Annotated in this window: 18 protein-coding genes; 13 read left to right on the forward strand and 5 right to left on the reverse strand. The window is 46.8% G+C overall.

Annotation, left to right across the window (positions count from 1 at the left end; all coding sequences use genetic code 11):
- Positions 1 to 15: 15 nt before the first annotated feature.
- Both greA and PPG34_RS02110 read left to right on the forward strand, forming a co-directional pair.
- Positions 16 to 489: a transcription elongation factor GreA gene (gene greA, locus PPG34_RS02105; RefSeq protein ID WP_313831482.1), complete on the forward strand. Its 474-nt coding sequence runs from the start codon at positions 16 to 18 to the stop codon at positions 487 to 489.
- A 4-nt stretch (positions 490 to 493) separates the two neighbouring features.
- A complete protein-coding gene (locus tag PPG34_RS02110) occupies positions 494 to 1,294 on the forward strand; it encodes an SAM hydrolase/SAM-dependent halogenase family protein (RefSeq protein WP_313831483.1) in 801 nt (266 codons plus the stop codon).
- 4 nt (positions 1,295 to 1,298) lie between these two features.
- On the opposite strand, the gene PPG34_RS02115 is transcribed toward PPG34_RS02110, so the two are convergent.
- From PPG34_RS02115 to PPG34_RS02125, 3 genes are read right to left on the reverse strand one after another with little or no spacing between them, the layout of a single operon-like run.
- Complete coding sequence (locus PPG34_RS02115) at positions 1,299 to 2,603, reverse strand: BaiN/RdsA family NAD(P)/FAD-dependent oxidoreductase (RefSeq protein WP_313831484.1); 1,305 nt, start codon at positions 2,601 to 2,603, stop codon at positions 1,299 to 1,301.
- A 48-nt stretch (positions 2,604 to 2,651) separates the two neighbouring features.
- Entirely contained in the window at positions 2,652 to 2,996 is a 345-nt protein-coding gene (locus PPG34_RS02120; RefSeq protein ID WP_313831485.1) for a TraR/DksA family transcriptional regulator, read from the reverse strand.
- A 41-nt stretch (positions 2,997 to 3,037) separates the two neighbouring features.
- Positions 3,038 to 3,625, reverse strand: coding sequence for a heme-binding beta-barrel domain-containing protein (locus PPG34_RS02125; protein WP_313831486.1), 588 nt, complete (start codon positions 3,623 to 3,625; stop codon positions 3,038 to 3,040).
- 218 nt (positions 3,626 to 3,843) lie between these two features.
- On the opposite strand from PPG34_RS02125, the gene PPG34_RS02130 reads away from it, so the two are divergent.
- Both PPG34_RS02130 and PPG34_RS18310 read left to right on the forward strand, forming a co-directional pair.
- Positions 3,844 to 4,530 (forward strand): inorganic pyrophosphatase, encoded by a 687-nt coding sequence (locus PPG34_RS02130; protein WP_313831487.1) that lies wholly within the window; start codon positions 3,844 to 3,846, stop codon positions 4,528 to 4,530.
- 42 nt (positions 4,531 to 4,572) lie between these two features.
- The gene (locus PPG34_RS18310; RefSeq protein WP_420888056.1) at positions 4,573 to 4,683 is read left to right on the forward strand and encodes a PEP-CTERM sorting domain-containing protein; all 111 of its coding nucleotides are present in this window, start codon (positions 4,573 to 4,575) and stop codon (positions 4,681 to 4,683) included.
- Positions 4,684 to 4,730: 47 nt separating this feature from the next.
- On the opposite strand, the gene bioA is transcribed toward PPG34_RS18310, so the two are convergent.
- Positions 4,731 to 6,158, reverse strand: a complete 1,428-nt coding sequence (gene bioA, locus PPG34_RS02135; protein ID WP_313831488.1) for an adenosylmethionine--8-amino-7-oxononanoate transaminase — start codon at positions 6,156 to 6,158, stop codon at positions 4,731 to 4,733.
- A 192-nt stretch (positions 6,159 to 6,350) separates the two neighbouring features.
- On the opposite strand from bioA, the gene lepA reads away from it, so the two are divergent.
- The 9 genes from lepA to PPG34_RS02180 all read left to right on the forward strand — a co-directional run bounded on the left by lepA (position 6,351) and on the right by PPG34_RS02180 (position 16,067).
- Complete coding sequence (gene lepA / locus PPG34_RS02140) at positions 6,351 to 8,156, forward strand: translation elongation factor 4 (protein WP_313831489.1); 1,806 nt, start codon at positions 6,351 to 6,353, stop codon at positions 8,154 to 8,156.
- A gap of 2 nt (positions 8,157 to 8,158) precedes the next feature.
- A complete protein-coding gene (lepB, locus tag PPG34_RS02145) occupies positions 8,159 to 8,926 on the forward strand; it encodes a signal peptidase I (RefSeq protein ID WP_313831490.1) in 768 nt (255 codons plus the stop codon).
- 57 nt (positions 8,927 to 8,983) lie between these two features.
- Positions 8,984 to 10,000 carry a D-glycero-beta-D-manno-heptose-7-phosphate kinase gene (gene rfaE1 / locus PPG34_RS02150; protein WP_313831491.1) on the forward strand — a complete coding sequence of 339 codons (1,017 nt, stop codon included), beginning with the start codon at positions 8,984 to 8,986 and terminating at the stop codon, positions 9,998 to 10,000.
- Positions 9,993 to 10,754 (forward strand): 3-deoxy-manno-octulosonate cytidylyltransferase, encoded by a 762-nt coding sequence (gene kdsB, locus PPG34_RS02155; protein WP_313831492.1) that lies wholly within the window; start codon positions 9,993 to 9,995, stop codon positions 10,752 to 10,754. Before rfaE1 ends, kdsB begins: the two co-directional genes overlap by 8 nt.
- Before the next feature lie 27 nt (positions 10,755 to 10,781).
- The gene (locus PPG34_RS02160; protein WP_313831493.1) at positions 10,782 to 12,383 is read left to right on the forward strand and encodes a CTP synthase; all 1,602 of its coding nucleotides are present in this window, start codon (positions 10,782 to 10,784) and stop codon (positions 12,381 to 12,383) included.
- Between the two features lie 33 nt (positions 12,384 to 12,416).
- Positions 12,417 to 13,256 carry a 3-deoxy-8-phosphooctulonate synthase gene (gene kdsA, locus PPG34_RS02165; RefSeq protein ID WP_313831494.1) on the forward strand — a complete coding sequence of 280 codons (840 nt, stop codon included), beginning with the start codon at positions 12,417 to 12,419 and terminating at the stop codon, positions 13,254 to 13,256.
- A gap of 23 nt (positions 13,257 to 13,279) precedes the next feature.
- On the forward strand, positions 13,280 to 13,912 hold the full coding sequence (gene pgsA, locus PPG34_RS02170; RefSeq protein ID WP_313831495.1) for a CDP-diacylglycerol--glycerol-3-phosphate 3-phosphatidyltransferase: 633 nt from the start codon (positions 13,280 to 13,282) through the stop codon (positions 13,910 to 13,912).
- A 17-nt stretch (positions 13,913 to 13,929) separates the two neighbouring features.
- Positions 13,930 to 14,532 carry a glycerol-3-phosphate 1-O-acyltransferase PlsY gene (plsY, locus tag PPG34_RS02175; protein ID WP_313831496.1) on the forward strand — a complete coding sequence of 201 codons (603 nt, stop codon included), beginning with the start codon at positions 13,930 to 13,932 and terminating at the stop codon, positions 14,530 to 14,532.
- A 140-nt stretch (positions 14,533 to 14,672) separates the two neighbouring features.
- On the forward strand, positions 14,673 to 16,067 hold the full coding sequence (locus PPG34_RS02180) for a Do family serine endopeptidase (RefSeq protein WP_313831497.1): 1,395 nt from the start codon (positions 14,673 to 14,675) through the stop codon (positions 16,065 to 16,067).
- Between the two features lie 50 nt (positions 16,068 to 16,117).
- On the opposite strand, the gene fusA is transcribed toward PPG34_RS02180, so the two are convergent.
- A complete protein-coding gene (gene fusA, locus PPG34_RS02185) occupies positions 16,118 to 18,214 on the reverse strand; it encodes an elongation factor G (protein WP_313831498.1) in 2,097 nt (698 codons plus the stop codon).
- Positions 18,215 to 18,236: the final 22 nt, after the last annotated feature.

An 18,236-nucleotide genomic window follows, 5' to 3' on the forward strand; every position in this document is an offset into this window, starting at 1 on the left:
ATTTGAGGAGAATGTATGTCGGTTCCCATGACGAAAAAGGGCTACGAAGCCCTCAAAGCTGAGCTTGATCGACTTCGGAAAGTCGAGCGGCCCAAAAACATTCAAGATATCGCGGAAGCTCGAGAACATGGAGACCTTCGAGAAAATGCCGAGTATAAAGCCGCTAAAGAACGACAGCAGTTTATCGATACACGCATGGCAGAACTCGAACATAAGCTAGGAAGTGCGGAGGTCATCGAAGTCACACCCGGAGTGAGCGAAACGGTCATGTTTGGAGCCACTGTACGTTTAATGGATTTGGAATCGGAAGAAGAAAAATCCTACACCCTTCTTGGGCAAGAAGAGGCGGATTTGAAAAATGGGTCTATCTCAGTACAATCGCCCATAGGACGAGCCCTGATCGGTCATCGGGTAGGCGACATCGTTCAAGTCAATCGCCCCGCGGGGATGATTGAATACCAAATTAAAGAAATATTTTTTCAGGAGTAACCGTATGCCTTCAGCGATATCTGTTGTGACGTTAATCACCGATTTTGGTGACCGTGATTATTTTGTGGCTAGCATGAAAGGCGTGATGTTGGGGATAAATAATCAAACACGGATTGTTGATGTGTCTCACCAAGTTTCTCCCTATGCTATTGAAGAAGCCGCCTTTCTATTAAACTCCTGTTATCACTATTTTCCTGATGGGACGGTGCATGTGGTTGTGGTCGATCCGAGTGTGGGATCTTCACGACGAGGACTGTTGGTAACCACTTCCCGCTTTTTCTTTGTGGCCCCCGATAACGGCGTGTTGAGTTATATTTTTGAAAACGAATTAAACGTGGAAGTTCGCCAAATTGAAAATCGGCAGTTCCGGCTAGATTCAAGCGGGGCGACATTCGATGGAAGAGATTTGTTTGCGCCCTCGGCCGCCTGGTTGACGAGAGGACAAACTCCAGGAGCCTATGGACGGTTGGTGACAGATTATGAGAAATTGCCAATTCTCAAACCCGAAGTGCGAAAAGGCATTCTTCACGGATATGTGACGTATATCGACCATTTTGGAAATATCATCACGAACATTACACCTGACGACATCAAGTCGTTACAAGAGATTACCCAAAATAAGAAATTCAGCATTCACCTTGGTGGGGCCACCATTGACGAGCTGAAAACTCACTATGAGCAAGGATCTCATGAAAAACCTGAAGCGCTGATTAACAGTAATGGGCATCTAGAGATATTTCTAAAAAAAGAAAGTGCCGCAGAAAATCTAGGTATTTCTATTCGAGCAAATCTCGAGATACATTGAGGGCTCATTTGGTTGTATTTTGGTTTTTCGAAGCACTGTATCCAGCGATAAAGCCCGTAGACCAGGCCCACTGAAAATTAAACCCTCCAATTCGTGCATCGCAATCTAACATTTCCCCAATTAAGTAGAGTCCAGGAATTAACCGTGACATCATGGTCCGAGGGTTGATTTCGCCAAGGGGCACTCCTCCTGCGGTGACCTCGGCAAAATTCCACCCTCGATGACCAATTACAGGTACGGGAAGGTTTGTAAAGATCTGAGTGAGTGCTTTTCGTGTCAGGTACGGTAATTGATTTAGGGCAGTGCAAGCCAAGTTGTCAGCGATATTTCCGTTTATAGGTTTTGGGGAAGTTCTTTTGTCTTGGGCGATTGCAAGTTCGCACAGGGCTTCCACTAATCGAGACGGAAGTTGTTGTCCCAGGATCGAGCCGACTGTCTTTCGTCCGGAGTGTTGTGAAGCCAGGGCTAACCAGTCATCGACCTCTTTAGTTGTCTTTTGTGGTAAACACGAAAGAAAAACCCTCACGTCTTGTTTGTGCTCATTTGCCATAATCCAAAATCGACTGGCATCCAATACAACCGGTCCACTGATTCCAAAGTGCGTCCAAAGAAGACTGCCGACCCGGCGATCAACAACCTTTCCATTGACTCGTGTGAGTAACTGCGCTTGGTGTGATATGCCTGAAAGACTCGTATGAATAAACGTGTCTGCTAATACCAGGGGGACGAGGGCAGGAAATGGTGGAGAAACAGAATGCCCTAAATTTTTGGCCATTGACCAGCCTTGTCCATCCGATCCAGACTTGGGCAACGATTTTCCACCGGTGGCCATGATGACCTGTTGCGCTGTAAGTTTCCCTTCTGTGGATTGAAGACAAAATCCTGTGTTTGTAGGCGTAATTGATTGAACGCGGTGATTCGTGTGTATCTGGATGCCTAATTCTTGGCAACGATGCATGAGGGCATTGAGCACCGTCCTTGCTTTGTTGCTGGTGGGGAATAATTTTCCTGTCGGTTCTTCTTTTAACTGTACATCAAGGGATTCAAACCACTTCACTGTGGCACGTTCATCAAAACGTTGAAGAATTCGCAATATCACTGACGCTGGCGCATGAAAATCTGAAGGGGTCACGTAGGCATTTGTGACATTGCAGCGACCTCCCCCAGAAACAAGAATTTTGCTTCCAATTGTCCGGGCCCCATCCAAGAGTACAATCGAAAGGTTGTTATTTGTCTCGGCGGCAAATATGGCGGCGGTTAATCCTGCAGCTCCTGCCCCGATGATGACAATATCATGATTGGCAGGCATGATAGGACGAACGGAGCATACGAAAATGGGGAGAGACGAATGGCAAGGTTATCGTTCCTGCTGTTTGGCACATTCAAGGCATAACAATGTGGTGGGATCAACCTCCAGTCGTTTGGTATGTATTTCATCTTCACATCGAATACAAAACCCGAAAGAATTATTGTCGATACGCTGTAACGCTGATTCAATGCGTTGTTTTTGCAGAGCTCTCCGTTGCTGAGTTTCCTTCGCCATGGCCTGGCCTTGGAGGGCGTCCATTCGCGATAGTCGACCTACTGATGATTGATCCAATTCTACAGTTTGAGCTGCTTCATTCCCCGACTGCTCCACCTTGATCAGCTCGTCGTGCAATTGGAGTAATTTTTGTTTGATCTGAGTTATTTCGGGTGGCACATCCCTCATTATTTACAGTACCCTGAGTACTTTTATTCAAATTATCCCAGACGTGTTAATGCATTTTGGTCAGTGTGATGGAACACCCCATCACGACCGTGAATTACTAGCTGGGTATCTTCAAAATAGCTAAATTGCCCATCGCCCTGGAGCATGACCTTAAGTTTATATCTAACGGTTTTAAATGCTTGATCTAAAAAGGGACTGGATAAGATGCCAAAGGTTTCTGATCCGACTTCCGCTAACAATTCAAATCCTTTTCCCTCCGGGTCCGCTTTGCCTCCTGCATTGACCACGATACCGCGCGGCACAATAAAACAACGAAGAACCAGTTGTTCGTTGGGGTCCCATAGCCAATAACCGACTTCCTCGTGAAAAGGTTTTTCCTCTCGTAATGGCCAGACCGACGTCGCATACCGTAATCCATACAGTACTTGGCGTCCATTAACGATTGGTCCTATGGGTTCAAACGTCATTCGTTCACGAAATTTAGTCTCAGACTGACCGTTTTTGGTGGGGGCTATATCAAGCCCCTGATCACCTTCCCAGGTGCCTGCCAAAGCAGCGAGTGCCCCTAAATTTTTGACGATCTCAGTATCGATGGTGCCTGGCTTCTGAAATACATCCATGCGCATTCCTCCATTCCTACATATGAGGTGGGGTAGTCCTTAGGACACTCCATTATTCGAAATATCTTAACGTCTCAGGGAACCAAGAATATCGTTGTGGACACATTATCGCAAATCAAGGCCAAGAGAGCTGGAGAATAGGTTGAGTTTTGGAAAAAACAACCGAAAACGTTTGAGGTTTTATCCACCATAAGTCTACATAAGATTGAGGAACTGCCATGAACAATCAAGAACTGAAAATGATCTTGGATATCATCAGCCGTGTAGGTAAGTCGCATCCATGGCATGGGGTGCCTATTGGATCTGACGCTCCCCGAGTCGTTACGGCCTACATCGAAATTGTCCCGGATGATACCGTGAAGTATGAATTGGATAAATTAACTGGCCATCTGAAGGTCGATCGGCCGCAGCGTTTTTCCAATGTCTGCCCTACGTTATATGGGTTGGTTCCACGAACCTATTGTGGAGAGAAGGTGGCTCAGCGATGTATGGAAAAAACCGGACGCACGGGAATTATGGGGGATGCCGATCCTTTGGATATTTGTATTTTGTCAGAAAAGAGTATCACCCACGGAGATATTCTGCTGGAGGCTCGCCCCATTGGTGGACTTCGCATGATTGATGACCAAGAAGCGGACGAAAAAATTATCGCTGTCCTGAAGGGAGATGCCCTTTACGAGTATTTCCAAGATATTCATGAATGTCCAACGGCACTTGTCGAACGCCTCAAGCATTATTTCCTGACCTATAAAGATTGTCCTGGCAGTGAACACCGGCAATGCGAAATCGCGGAGGTGTATGGACGGGATGAGGCACATGAAGTGATTCGACTTAGCCAGGAAGACTATCGGCAGACGTATCCAAAGCTGGAAACTCTTATTGCTCATACGGTTGAAAATTCTTAATTTTCTATAACACTTTATGATGATTCCTTTAAATTTAAAAGCTTGACGGTTTCGGTTCCCACCGGAAACGAAGTACCTGAGCCTACGACGGCGGTGCTTCTAGGTACTGGTGTGATAGCCTTTATCGCTGCCAGACGATTCATGAAGATATAAATTCATCGATCAAAAATGGTAAAAGGGGTGAGGATCTTGCAAGGTCCTCACCCCTTTTTTTTGAGTTGCAAGTCTCGAGTTTCGTCCTCACTCACTTGCCGGCAACTGTCGATGAGAATACTTAGCATTTGTTGTAACTCTTGTTTGGTCGTGACCAATGGAGGAACCAGAATGACAATATTCCCGATGGGCCTGATAAGTAATCCACGACGCCGACATTCCATCGCTATCTTATGGCCAATGCGGTCTGTTAGGGGCATTTGGGTTTTGGTGTTTTTGTTTTGGATGAATTCAATCCCGACCATCATGCCACATTGGCGAATGTTTCCGACCATAGGCAAATCTGCAAGGGGCTTAATGAGTTGTCGGAAATATCGAGTTTGTGTTTTGACGTTGGCCAAGGTTTTCGCATCATGAAAAACTTTTAAGTTGGCTAAGGCCGCGACACAGGCTAATGCATTGCCCGTATATGAATGACCATGGAAGAAGGTTTTAAACTCGTTGTAATCGCCTAGAAAGGCTTGATAGATTTTTTCGGTCGTCAAGGTGGCCGCAAGTGGAAGGTACCCACCAGTGAGACCTTTGGCAATGGCCATGAGGTCTGGCGTGATGTTTTCATGATCGCAAGCAAACATTTTTCCGGTCCGGCCAAAGCCTGTAGCGACTTCATCGGCGATCATTAGCACATTATATTTTGTACATAACTCACGAACTCGAGTCACATAACCCTGGGGCTGTGTAATCATCCCGGCCACGGCCTGAACCAAAGGCTCAATGACCACACCAACGATTTCTTGGTGTTTGGTTTTTAATACTTTTTCTAATGGATCGATACAAGCTAATTGGCACGATGGGTATTTCAATTGTAGAGGACAGCGATAACAGTAGGGTGCATCAACTGAAAGCGTATCGACCAGCAGGGGGCGAAACCGTTTGTGAAACAATGTGGTTCCCCCGACACTCATACTCCCAGCGGTATCTCCATGGTAAGCCAAATCCAATCGAACGAATTTGGTCTTCTTCTTGGCGGGAGGGGTCTGCTGTTGCCAATACTGGATGGCCATCTTGAGAGCGACCTCAACGGCAGTGGAACCATCGTCAGAGTAAAACACACGCGTCAGTCCTTTGGGGGCAATGCGAATTAATTCTTTTGCAAGGAGAATAGAGGGCGGGCTGGCCTGCCCCAGTAACGTGCTATGTGCCACCTTCTGCAATTGGGCCCGAATGGCTTTATCGATAAGAGGGTGCCGATGTCCATGAAGATTGACCCAAATAGAGGATGTGCCATCGAGGTATTTATTCCCATGGCCATCAATTAAGTAAACGCCTCGAGCCTTTTCAATGATTAAGGGATCCTCTTGCTCCCATTCCTGCATTTGCGTGAATGGATGCCAGACATATTGCCGATCCCACTTAGACAATTGCGCCAGAGTCGGGGAGGAACTGTCTTTTTTCTTAGATTTTTTTGGTGCCATCCTGTAAAGTGAACTTCAGTGTAGAATGGGGACGTTGCAAACCCCTTTGGTGCAACCCTCACCCCCCGGGGCGAGGGTTTTTTTTGGAAAATCTGGTCTTAAACTTCAGGGAAATCGTGGAATTATAGGGACTAGAAACTTTCTTTGACAAGAAAGCAAAACCCTAATAAAATCAATGGATTTGATTTTACAATGAACAATCTCTCCCGTATTCGCAACTTTTCCATCATCGCTCATATCGATCACGGGAAATCCACCCTCGCCGATCGTTTTCTGGAACTGACTGGTGCCGTCACGGCACGGGAAGCCCGAGAGCAGATCCTAGATGACATGGATCTTGAACGGGAGCGAGGCATTACCATAAAAGCCCATGCTGTCACTACCACGTACAAGGCTCATGATGGACAGACCTACCAATTGAACCTCATTGATACCCCGGGACATGTCGACTTTACGTATGAAGTCTCACGAAGCCTGGCAGCCTGTGAAGGAGCGCTGCTGTTAGTGGATGCGACCCAAGGTGTTGAAGCCCAAACCATTGCCAATGCCTATTTGGCTATTAATAATGACCTCACGATCCTGCCAGTGATTAATAAAATTGATTTGGCGAGTGCGGATGTCGAAGGCGTCAAACAGCAAATCGAAGACGTATTAGGTCTCGAAAAAGATGATGCGCTGCTGGTCAGTGCCAAGCAGGGAATTGGTATTGATGATGTGTTAAATGCCGTGGTTGTGCGAATCGCCCCACCGAAGGGTGATTTAACCAATCCGCTCAAAGCTCTAATCTTCGATTCCTGGTTTGATAGTTATCAGGGAGCCGTAATCCTGGTAAGAATCTTTGAAGGCATGGTTGAACCCGGTATGAGGATTCAACTGATGTCCAACCTACGGACATTCGAGGTGTCTGAAGTTGGAATTTTTTCTCCAAAACGCACTAAAACCCAAAAGCTCAAAGCCGGGGAGGTTGGGTATGTCGTGGCGGGGATGAAAGATGTATCGGACACAAAAATTGGTGATACTCTGACCGACGCCAATCGGCCCACAGAACATGCGCTGCCTGGGTATCGAGAGGTCAAGCCCCTGGTGTTTTGTGGGTTGTATACCACGGATAATTCGGATTACGAAGATCTGCGTGATTCCCTTGAAAAGCTTCGCCTCAATGACTCTTCGTTTATCTATGAGCCGGAAACTTCATTAGCCCTGGGATTTGGTTTCCGTTGTGGTTTTCTCGGTTTACTTCATATGGAAATTATTCGGGAACGACTCCATCGCGAATATGGTCTTGAATTGATCAGTACGGCGCCGACTGTCATTTATCGAGTGAAAACTCTCCAAGGTGAGGTACTTAATATTGATAATCCCTCAAAATTGCCGGAACCGGAACAAATTGAAACCATGGAAGAGCCCTTTATTCAGGCCACCATGATGGCTCCAGAACGGTATGCGGGAAATATCATGGCCTTATGCCAAGAGCGTCGCGGTACACAGGTGAGTATGCAATATTTAGATGCTTCTCGAATTATGCTTGTGTACCAATTGCCACTCAATGAAATGGTGTTGGATTTTTACGATAAGCTAAAATCCCGCACTCAAGGCTATGCCTCTCTTGATTATGAACTGTCGGACTATCGACAATCGGATTTAGTCAAACTTGATTTATTGCTAAATGGTGAAAATATCGATGCCCTATCCTTTATTACCCATCGGGAAAAAGCCCACCACCGAGGCCGTCAGTTGGCCGAAAAAATGAAGGAACTGATCCCGAAGCAGATGTTTGAGATTGCAATCCAAGCGGCAATTGGCAAACGAGTCATTGCCCGAGAGACCATCTCTGCCATTAAAAAGAATGTGACGGCCAAATGTTATGGCGGCGATATTACCCGAAAACGGAAGTTGTGGGAAAAACAAAAGGAAGGCAAAAAACGTATGAAACAATTAGGGCGCGTCGAAGTGCCACAGGAGGCCTTTTTGGCCTTACTCAAGGTGAAAGATGAATAAATATGGAGCATAATCCAAAACCACTGAATACCGTGGAACCGTCGTCTTCGAACCAAGAGGCTTCAGGGTCACCTGGGCCGCCCACAGAAAAACGGAGCGCGGAGGCACTTCCCAAAAAATCCATCTGGCGGGAATATGCCGAAGCCATCATCATCGCCATGATTTTGGCCTTTACCATTCGAGTATTCGTTGTCCAAGCGTTTAAAATTCCTTCAGGGTCCATGATTCCGAGTCTGCTCATCGGGGATCATATTTTGGTCAATAAAATGGCTTACGGCATTCAATTGCCACAAGATTGTACATTCGACATTTCTTTTCCACCCATGACGTGCTATTCCTCAGAGTTGCTTTTTGAATTTGACAAACCCGAACGGGGAGATGTGATTGTGTTTCGATATCCCGAAGATGAGGAAAAGGACTTTATTAAGCGAATCGTGGGGTTACCAGGCGATCACATCCAAATTCGAAATAAAATCATCTATGTTAATGGAAATCCATTGGACGATAAGGCCTGGACCCAACGAATTGACCCTGGGGTAATTGACGGCCGTATCACGCCGCGTGACAATCTTGATCCTCTCACCGTTCCCCCTGAATCCTATTTCGTTATGGGGGATAACCGCGATCAAAGTTTGGATAGCCGGTTTTGGGGTTATGTGAAAATGCATAAAATCAAAGGCCGTGCTTTTTTGGTCTATTGGTCCTGGAAAGGCCAAGGCTCGATTTCCGAATGGGTTCGTTGGGATCGTATTGGCAAAATCATCAATTAACCCTTTGTTATCTTTGGAACAATTCTTGTGCCCCTTTCCTCCGGCAAAAGCACTTCAATGAAACGAAACACCTCATGCCTGTCTGCTATTCCCCCCAACACTCTCGTTCCCTACCTTCGACGATTTTCTCGTGGTCATGTGTTGGTTATTGGGGATTTGATGCTCGATCATTATATTTGGGGCGCGGTAAGCAGGATTTCACCGGAGGCCCCGGTACCCATTGTTCACGTTGAACGAGAGTCTTTGCGCTTAGGCGGTGCGGCTAATGTGTATAACAATGTGTTGTCCTTGGGGGGGCAAGCAGAAGTTTGTGGGGTCATAGGAGATGATGAAACTGGAAAGCTCTTACTGAAGGAGCTTGGGTCCCAGCGACGTCTCCCACCTGGAATTGTTCTCGATGCCTCACGTCCAACCACGCGAAAGGCCAGAATTGTGGCTCATAGCCAACAAGTTGTTCGGTACGATGTGGAACAACGCCAAGATATATCTCAATCAATAGCCAGACGGATTCTCAAGCATGTAGACACACGACTTAACGCCATCTCCTGTATCGTGATTTCTGACTATGCTAAAGGGGTGATCACTCCATCCTTAATGGAACACGTAGGGCGATTGGCCAGAAGTCGAAACATTCCCATCATTGTTGATCCCAAAGTCGACCATTTTCCCTTCTATGCCGGGGTAACAGTCATTACTCCGAATCATACGGAAGCCCAGCAAGCCGCGGGATTATCTGGGCATGACCATGATGCCATTCATGACATTGGGCATTTGTTGCGTCAAAAGTTGGGCTGTGAAGCCGTCCTAGTTACCCGCGGGGAACAGGGGATGAGCCTCTGTGAAAGTCATGGTTCAAGCCTGCATATTCCGACGATGGCTCGCCAAGTTTATGATGTGACTGGTGCCGGAGATACCGTGGTGAGCACCCTGGCTTTGGCAATGAGCGTGGGGGCCTCCATTCAGGATGCCTCGATCTTGGCCAATTATGCAGCTGGGGTGGTGGTGGGACAGGTGGGCACCGCTTCAATAACTAGGGCTCAACTGAAAGAAGCCATTCAGCATTCCCATGAATAAACCGTCTATCACCATTGTCATCCCAGCTCGTTATGAGTCTTCTCGGTTTCCTGGAAAGCCTCTTGCCCTGTTGGCGAATAAACCCATTATTCAACATGTGTATGAGCAGGCAATTCGCGTGGCAAAAGTCGACCAGGTGATTGTGGCCACCGATGACTCCCGCATCCAACATGCCGTCGAGGAATTCGGGGGAGTGGCTCAGATGGTGACTGTGCCATGTCGTACGGGAACCGATCGTGTGGCCGAGGCTTGTCGGTCACTACCAGCGGAAATCATCATCAATTTGCAGGCAGATGAGATATTACTGAACCCAGATATTTTGAATGATTTGATCGATCCTTTTCTTCTCGCTGCTTCACCCTTGGGCACATTGAAGAGGAAAATTGAAGGGCAGGAAGAATTTTCTAATTATGGCGTTGTGAAAGTCGTCACAGACAAAGAGGGGAGGGCTCTGTACTTTTCTCGAGCATCAATTCCGCATACTCGGGACCAGGAAATGCATGGTTTGATTACCCCCTTTGCCTCCATTCATCTAGGAGTGTATATTTTTCAACGAGCGACATTGTTGCAATTTGCCGAGCTGCCCACCGGGAAACTAGAAGAGACGGAAAAGCTTGAACAATTACGAGCACTTGAACACGGCATACCCATTACCGTTTGGGAAACGAAGCAACCCTCATTGCGAATCGATACTCCGGAGGATTTGATTGAAGCCAATCGATCCTGGGATCGCCTCATGGTCGGGTCAGGTTAGAACCTTGGGAATGGAGAGATGGGCAAGATGAATAAGTTTATTTTTGTGACGGGAGGAGTGGTTTCATCCTTGGGGAAAGGTTTATCTTCGGCTGCCATTGGCCATTTACTTGAAAGCCGTGGACTGAAAATCTCCTTTCTCAAGCTGGACCCCTATATCAATGTGGATCCTGGCACGATGAATCCATTCCAGCATGGGGAGGTGTATGTCACCGACGACGGCGCGGAAACCGACCTCGACCTGGGTCATTATGAGCGATTTACCTCCTTGACCCTTTCCCAACAAAATAACTGTACGACCGGGCGTATCTATGACACCGTCATTAAAAAGGAGCGACGGGGGGACTATTTAGGCGGAACCGTCCAAGTGGTGCCTCATATTACCGATGAAATCAAGCAGACTATTTTAAATGTGGCTCATGGAACGGACGTGGTGATCGTTGAAATTGGGGGTACGGTTGGAGATATTGAAAGTCTTCCATTCTTAGAAGCGATCCGCCAAATGCCCTTTGATGTGGGACGTGAAAATGTCTTGTATATTCATGTCACGCTGGTCCCGTATATCGAAACAGCCGGGGAGTTGAAGACCAAGCCGACACAACATTCCGTCAATAAATTGCGAGAAATTGGTATTCAACCCCACATTCTTCTATGCCGAACCGACCGATTTTTGGCGCCATCGATGAAGGACAAAATTGCCCTATTTTGTAATGTGGACAAAGACGCCGTCATTACTGCAAAGGATGTGGAATCCATTTATGAAGTGCCCATTGTCTTTAGAAAAGAAGGGTTGGATGAGCTTATCGTGCGCTCCCTGCGTTTGGAGGCTGGACCGCCAAGCTTGCGTGCATGGGACGCCATGGTCCAAAAACTCAAGCGACCTACTCATGAAGTCACGATCAGCATGGTTGGCAAATATATGGGCTCCAAGGAGTCCTATAAAAGTCTTTCTGAGGCCTTGGTCCATGGCGGGCTCCCCAATGATACTGGGGTAAACATTCAGTGGATTGAGTCTGAGGATGTGGAACGGAACGGGCCCGACCAATATTTAAGTGAAACTGATGGCATTTTAATTCCCGGAGGGTTTGGTCTTCGAGGAATTGAGGGCAAAGTCGAAACTATCCGGTATGGTCGGGAAAAGGGTATTCCCTTTTTAGGGCTGTGTTTGGGCATGCAGTGCGCCGTTATCGAATATGCCCGTTCCATTTTGGGATTGGACAGAGCGAATAGTTCTGAGTTTGAACCCCATAACCCTTATCCGGTAATTGATCTACTTCCCGAACAGCGAACGGTAGAAGAAAAGGGAGGCTCAATGCGGTTGGGCGCCTATCCATGTCACCTGGTTGAAGGCACCCTGGCGCATAGGATTTATGGATCAACAGAGATTAGTGAGCGACATCGACATCGATATGAATTTAATAACGATTTTCGTGAAAAGTTGACGGCCAGGGGGCTCATCATCAGCGGCACTTCGCCAGATGGACGACTTGTGGAAATTATTGAACTGAAGCATCACCCTTGGTTTTTGGGCACGCAGTTTCATCCTGAATATCATTCACGGCCTCATCAACCGCATCCAGTATTTGCGGCATTTATCGAAGCAGCACTCAAACGAAAGTTTGGACGCTAGCGTCAAGAACCCTCGTTGGATACGAAAAATTCTATGGTGCAATCAATTGACCTCGGCGGGTTTCAGGGAGGAGGCTCCCATCCTCACTTTCTCATTGCCGGACCTTGTGTGATTGAAAGCGAACAACTCGTTCTCGATACAGCTTTTCAGATTGCCGATATTGCTAAACAGGTCGGCTTTCCATGTATTTTTAAAAGTTCCTATGACAAGGCTAACCGGAGTTCCATTCATTCATTTCGAGGGATAGGGATTGCGGAAGGCTTATCCATTCTAAAGAAAGTTAAAGAAAAAGTTCAGATTCCAGTTTTGACGGATGTGCATAGTGTCGGTGAGGCGACAATGGCTGGGGAGGTGGTGGATATTCTGCAAATTCCTGCATTTTTATGTCGGCAAACAGATTTGCTTATTGCGGCAGCAAAAACCGGTCGGGTGGTCAATGTTAAAAAAGGCCAATTTTTATCGCCTTGGGATATGAAAAATGTTGTGCATAAGTTAGAAGAAAGTGGGACAAAGAAAATTGTCCTCACCGAACGTGGGGCCTCATTTGGGTATAACAACCTGGTGGTTGATATGCGCTCGCTTCCTGTGATGCGAGGACTTGGATACCCTGTGGTATTTGATGCCACCCACAGTGTCCAATTACCAGGAGGGAGTGGCACGAAATCCTCGGGACAGCGTGAATTTATTGCTCCCCTTGCTCGGGCTGCAGCTGCGGCTGGTTGTGATGGGTTTTTCATGGAAGTACACCCAAACCCCGATGCAGCCATGTCGGATGGACCAAACATGGTTCCGCTTCATCAGCTTAAAGAATTACTTCAACAGTTACATCAGATTTGTCAGGTTGCAGGGAAAGCCGAAAATAACATTTTCTAAAACGATCGTCCCGGAAAATCACAATGCCTGTTAGTAAAGTTATCAAACTCCCCCTTGAGAAGAATTCCCAGTCTCCTGAGCCCGTCGTGGAACGTTCTTTGAATTTGCCGAATGTGCTCACTGTTTTGCGGATTCTTATGGTGCCGATTTACGTGATATTGTTTTTGAACCCAACTCCCATACGATCGATTGCCGCTGCTAGTGTATTTAGCCTTGCCGCCTTAACGGATTTATTGGATGGGTATCTAGCACGCCGTCGTGGGCAGGTTACGAAAGTTGGCCGATTGTTAGACCCAATTGCCGATAAATTTTTGGTCATTTCCGGGTTGATTTTGCTTGTGCAATTTCAACGAATAGATGCGTGGTTAGCCATTGCATTTATTGTCAGGGAATTAGGAATCACTGGAGTGCGAGCCGTGGCGGCTTCTAAAGGCTTAATTATCGCTGCAGGCCAATTGGGAAAATATAAAGTGGTGCTTCAGCTTGTGGGGATCATCTTTTTAACTCTTCAAGGAGCTTTAGTGATATCCTTTTTAGATTTTTATCTTCTAGGTACAGGTCTTCTCTATGGGGCGTTGGTGTTCTCCATAATATCCGCCGGTCAATATCTCTGGGAATTTTGGCAAGCTCTGGTGAATAAAGATTTTATTGAATAACGCTATCCAATTATTCTATGGCCTCTGACCTCAACGGTCTTATTTTTTTTCTCGCTGCCTACCTTATTGGTTCAATTCCCTTTGGTTTAGTTTTTTCCCGTCTATATGGTGTTCAAGATCCTCGTGAAGGGGGGAGCGGGAATATTGGTTTTACCAATGTCTTGCGACTTTCAGGGAAAAAAGTTGGGATTCTCACTTTAGTGGGAGATTTAGGAAAAGGCTGGGTCATAGGCTGGTTGGCAACGGTTTTTTTCCTTCAAACCATTTGGGGGCTTTTGGGAGTTTTAGCCGTGGTGCTTGGTCATATGTTTCCCATCTTTTTGAAATTTCATGGTGGGAAAGGGGTTGCCACAGGATTAGGGGGTATCCTAGGGCTTCACTTTGGGATGGGATTAATCCTGGTCCTTATTTGGCTCACCACTGTAGGAATTTGGAGATATTCCTCAGGCGGGGCCATCACGGCCTTTGGGGTTTTTCCTTTGTTGGTATTCCTATTGGGAGGAAGACTAGACTTTTTTGTCTTCTCCGTGTTGATCAGTGGAATGATTCTTTATAAACACAAAGGGAATGTCGAACGTTTAGTTAATGGGACAGAATCAAAAATTGGGTCATCCTCTTGATAAATTTTTAATTTAACATAATACTTGTTATGCGACATTAATTATTTTTGGCAATCTATTTAGGGTACCTTGTTTAAGCATCAATCCCCTTGTAAGCTGAATTTTATAGGATTTTTTAGAGATTGGAAAAAACTATAACCATGCAAACTCCCCAAATTAGAGACCTTTGGTGTTGGTGCCTTTCTGGTATTCTCCTTGCTCTAATACCCAATCCTTCTCAGGTCCAAGCTGCCTCAGATTCTCTTCTTTCTCAAACACGGGGTTTGCAGTTTCTCGAAGATATTCAAAATGCTATTTCAAGTTTGGCGGAAAACGTCACCCCCACGGTGGTGAATGTTTCCCCAATCCGGAGTTTCGGTCAAACAAAAAATCTTCCTCGACAACCCAGACCCAATACCCCAGGATCAGGTTCCGGTGTGATCATTCATGAGGATGGTTATATCGTCACCAACAACCATGTCGTTGGCGCTGGGTTTGAAGCGGAAATTCGACTATCCGACAGGACGACTTTGATGGCCGAAGTGGTCGGACGGGATCCTGATACAGATCTTGCGTTGTTAAGGGTTCAAGTAGATAGAAAATTAGCCGCTGCAAAATTTGGCGATTCCAACCAAGTAAAGGTTGGCCAATGGGTCTTGGCTGTGGGAAATCCTTTTGGGTTGGACCGGACCGTGACCCTAGGAGTTGTGAGCGGTATTGGCCGGGAAAATATGAACCTCTCGCGATATGAGAATTTCATTCAAACCGACGCTTCGATTAACCCTGGCAATTCGGGTGGACCGTTATTTAACTTGCGGGGCGAAGTGATCGGCATCAATACGGCCATTATTAATTTTGCTCAAGGTATTGGGTTTGCCATTCCCTCGAACATGGCGGACCGGATTGTTTCTCAACTAAAATCCGGGGGCAAAGTAGTTCGTGGTTGGTTAGGTGTCGGCATCCAACCCTTGACCCCAGAATTGAGCGCCAAATTTGGGGTGAAGGATGGCAAGGGTATTTTGGTGAATGAGGTCTTTGAAGGAAACCCGGCAGAAATCGCTGGAATTAAGCCGGGAGATATTATTACGCAAGTGGGCAAAGAAACTTTGGAGTCGCCGAATCAATTATCCCGAGTGGTGGCGGCGTTTGGACCGGGCGACGAAGTTCAAGTTCAGATTGTTCGTGATGGGCAGGCCATGACGCTCCCGGTGCTTTTAGGAATTAAAAAAGAAAAGCCCATCATGACCTCGTTACCCCCAATGCAAAATGGTATTGATTTAGGGATTGATGTTTCCCCGATCACCGACGATTTAGCCGATCATTTTAAAATTAAGGATCAGGAAGGAATTTTAGTCACAAAGGTGGGTCGGCAAAGCATTGCGTATTCCGAGGGACTCCGGGAAGGCGACGTCATAAAGGAAGTGAACAGGGCTGAAGTTCCCACGCTTTCCCATTTTAGGGACGCATTGGAGAATGTGCGCCCGGGAGAGACGGTTCTTCTTCGTATTCTTCGCGAAGGGCGAGCCTTTTTTGTAGTATTAAAACCCGAAAGTTAACGTTCCTGGCCCCGTGTCGTTTTTGGCGACCAATGAACTGGTTCTAGTCGTTATCCTGCCACGGCCTGTTTCGCAGCCATATGTTCTTCCACCACCTTGGTCATGACTTCCCTTGGGGCTTGTTCGTAGCCTGAAAATTCCATCACATAAGAACCCTTTCCGGCTGTGATGGAAGTAAGGGCCGGTGCATACTTTAATATCTCCGCTAAGGGGACGAGGGCCTTCACGATCTGGTTATGACCCTTGACATCCATTCCCAATATTCGCCCCCGCCGACTATTTAAATCACCAATCACAGCCCCAACCAATTCATCTGGAGCCGTGACTTCAACTTGCATGATTGGCTCAAGCAACACGGGATGTGCCGATTCCATGGCCTTTTTGAATCCCATGGATCCAGCCACCTTGAAAGCCATTTCAGAAGAGTCCACGGGATGATGTGATCCGTCGTAGACAGTTACCTGGATATCGACAACCGGAAATCCGGCCAGCAGGCCGTCATGCATGGCTTCAACCACCCCTTTTTCAACAGCAGGAATAAAATTTCTTGGAATGACCCCACCGACAATTTTATTTACAAATTCAAACCCACCCCCTCGTGGTAAAGGGTCAAGCTGCAGCCAACAATCCCCATATTGTCCATGGCCCCCAGTCTGCTTTTTGTACTTGCCCTGAGCTTGGGAAGTGGCTTGAATGGTTTCTCGATAGGCGACCTTGGGAGTGTGTAAATTCACATCCACGCCATATTTTCGATGAAGCTTTTCCAGGGTGAATTCAATGTGCGTCTGCCCTACTCCACTTAACAGCATTTCCTTGGTTTCATCGTTTCTAAAAAATTCAAGTGATGGATCTTCTTCCACGAGTTTGTGTAGGCCCAGGCTGACTTTGTCGATGTCGCCATTGTTTTTGGTTTCAAGCGCAAACGCCATGACTGGTCGGGTCAACTTCACTCCAGGAAGAATGACCGTATGTTTGTCAGCACAAATGGTGTCACCGGTTTGGGTATCTTTCAGTTTGGCTATGGCCACAATATCTCCAGCGGAAACACGGTCAATCTGAGTCGTCTTTTTCCCTAATAAGCGATAAAGGTGTCCCCCCTTTTCTTTGGCATGACGGACCGAATTGTAAAAATGGGAATCCGCCTCAAGAACGCCCGATTGAACTTTGATATAAGTCAGGCGTCCCATGAAGGGATCAATCGTGGTTTTGAATACATAGGCGGAAAATGGATCTTCCTCATAGAGAGGAACAACCTGTTCTTCTTCGGTTTGTGGGTTTCGGCCAGTCACCGGCTTCCTCTTCGATTGTTCTTGAGGCGACGGTAGCAAGTGCAAAATGGCATCGGTTAAAAGGGTGGTCCCGATATTTTTTGTTGCGGCTCCACACAGGACCGGGACAAACGATTGGTTGCCGACCCCTAATTTTAACCCCTCTAGAATTTCCTCTTCGGTAAGCTCCCCCTCCCCTAGATATTTCTCCAACAACTCATCACTTCCTTCTGCGGCACATTCAATTAATTTTTTCCTCGCTTCTGCCACAAATTTCGTCAAATTGTCTGGTATTTCAATTTCCTGAACTTTATGGCCATTGGCCACGGGGGTAATGGCCTTTTGTCTGAGAAGATCGATTGCTCCTTCCAGGTCTGCCTGTTGCCCGAGGGGGAGGGCAATGGGAATGCAATTGATTTCTAATGTTTTGGAAATTTCTTCAAGTATTGCATCAAAATTAGTGTGTTCCTTGTCAAGTTCATTGACAAAAATAAGAGAAGGAATTCCTCGCTCCTGAATGATATCCCATACCCGTTCGACTTCTGAGCGGAGTCCCGAGGCTCCAATCACCAAGATTGCACCGTCGGCCACGTGAATCGAGGCTTTGGTATCCGCAAAAAAATCTAGGGAACCTGGAGTATCGAGAATGTTGAGGGAGCAGTCTTTAAGATCCAAACGAAGAAGGGCTGTACTCATTGAATGGTGGTGGTGAACCTCTTCGGGTTCGAAGTCACCGATGGTATTTCCTGTGGAAATAGAACCCATGGAAGGAATAGCACCAGCGGAATACGCCAACGCTTCTGCTAAAGAGGTTTTTCCCGCACCCGCATACGAAGCCAAAACAACATTCCGAATAGAGTCGGACGATGGTTGCGTCATAGTTCCCCCTTTCTGCGTGCCC

It is taken from the genome of Candidatus Nitronereus thalassa, assembly GCF_032191465.1.
In the GTDB taxonomy this organism is placed as follows: Bacteria; Nitrospirota; Nitrospiria; order Nitrospirales; family UBA8639; genus Nitronereus; species Nitronereus thalassa.

What these genes read in the sequence shown, in the direction of transcription:
- lepA (WP_313831489.1), top strand. Translation starts at nt 6,351, where the DNA reads ATGAACAATCTCTCCCGTATTCGCAACTTTTCCATCATCGCTCATATC.
- PPG34_RS02115 (WP_313831484.1), bottom strand. Translation starts at nt 2,603, where the DNA reads ATGCCTGCCAATCATGATATTGTCATCATCGGGGCAGGAGCTGCAGGA.
- kdsA (WP_313831494.1), top strand. Translation starts at nt 12,417, where the DNA reads ATGGTGCAATCAATTGACCTCGGCGGGTTTCAGGGAGGAGGCTCCCAT.
- PPG34_RS02130 (WP_313831487.1), top strand. Translation starts at nt 3,844, where the DNA reads ATGAACAATCAAGAACTGAAAATGATCTTGGATATCATCAGCCGTGTA.
- rfaE1 (WP_313831491.1), top strand. Translation starts at nt 8,984, where the DNA reads ATGAAACGAAACACCTCATGCCTGTCTGCTATTCCCCCCAACACTCTC.
- PPG34_RS02160 (WP_313831493.1), top strand. Translation starts at nt 10,782, where the DNA reads ATGAATAAGTTTATTTTTGTGACGGGAGGAGTGGTTTCATCCTTGGGG.
- plsY (WP_313831496.1), top strand. Translation starts at nt 13,930, where the DNA reads ATGGCCTCTGACCTCAACGGTCTTATTTTTTTTCTCGCTGCCTACCTT.
- lepB (WP_313831490.1), top strand. Translation starts at nt 8,159, where the DNA reads ATGGAGCATAATCCAAAACCACTGAATACCGTGGAACCGTCGTCTTCG.
- greA (WP_313831482.1), top strand. Translation starts at nt 16, where the DNA reads ATGTCGGTTCCCATGACGAAAAAGGGCTACGAAGCCCTCAAAGCTGAG.
- bioA (WP_313831488.1), bottom strand. Translation starts at nt 6,158, where the DNA reads ATGGCACCAAAAAAATCTAAGAAAAAAGACAGTTCCTCCCCGACTCTG.
- PPG34_RS02110 (WP_313831483.1), top strand. Translation starts at nt 494, where the DNA reads ATGCCTTCAGCGATATCTGTTGTGACGTTAATCACCGATTTTGGTGAC.
- pgsA (WP_313831495.1), top strand. Translation starts at nt 13,280, where the DNA reads ATGCCTGTTAGTAAAGTTATCAAACTCCCCCTTGAGAAGAATTCCCAG.
- fusA (WP_313831498.1), bottom strand. Translation starts at nt 18,214, where the DNA reads ATGACGCAACCATCGTCCGACTCTATTCGGAATGTTGTTTTGGCTTCG.
- kdsB (WP_313831492.1), top strand. Translation starts at nt 9,993, where the DNA reads ATGAATAAACCGTCTATCACCATTGTCATCCCAGCTCGTTATGAGTCT.
- PPG34_RS02180 (WP_313831497.1), top strand. Translation starts at nt 14,673, where the DNA reads ATGCAAACTCCCCAAATTAGAGACCTTTGGTGTTGGTGCCTTTCTGGT.
- PPG34_RS02125 (WP_313831486.1), bottom strand. Translation starts at nt 3,625, where the DNA reads ATGGATGTATTTCAGAAGCCAGGCACCATCGATACTGAGATCGTCAAA.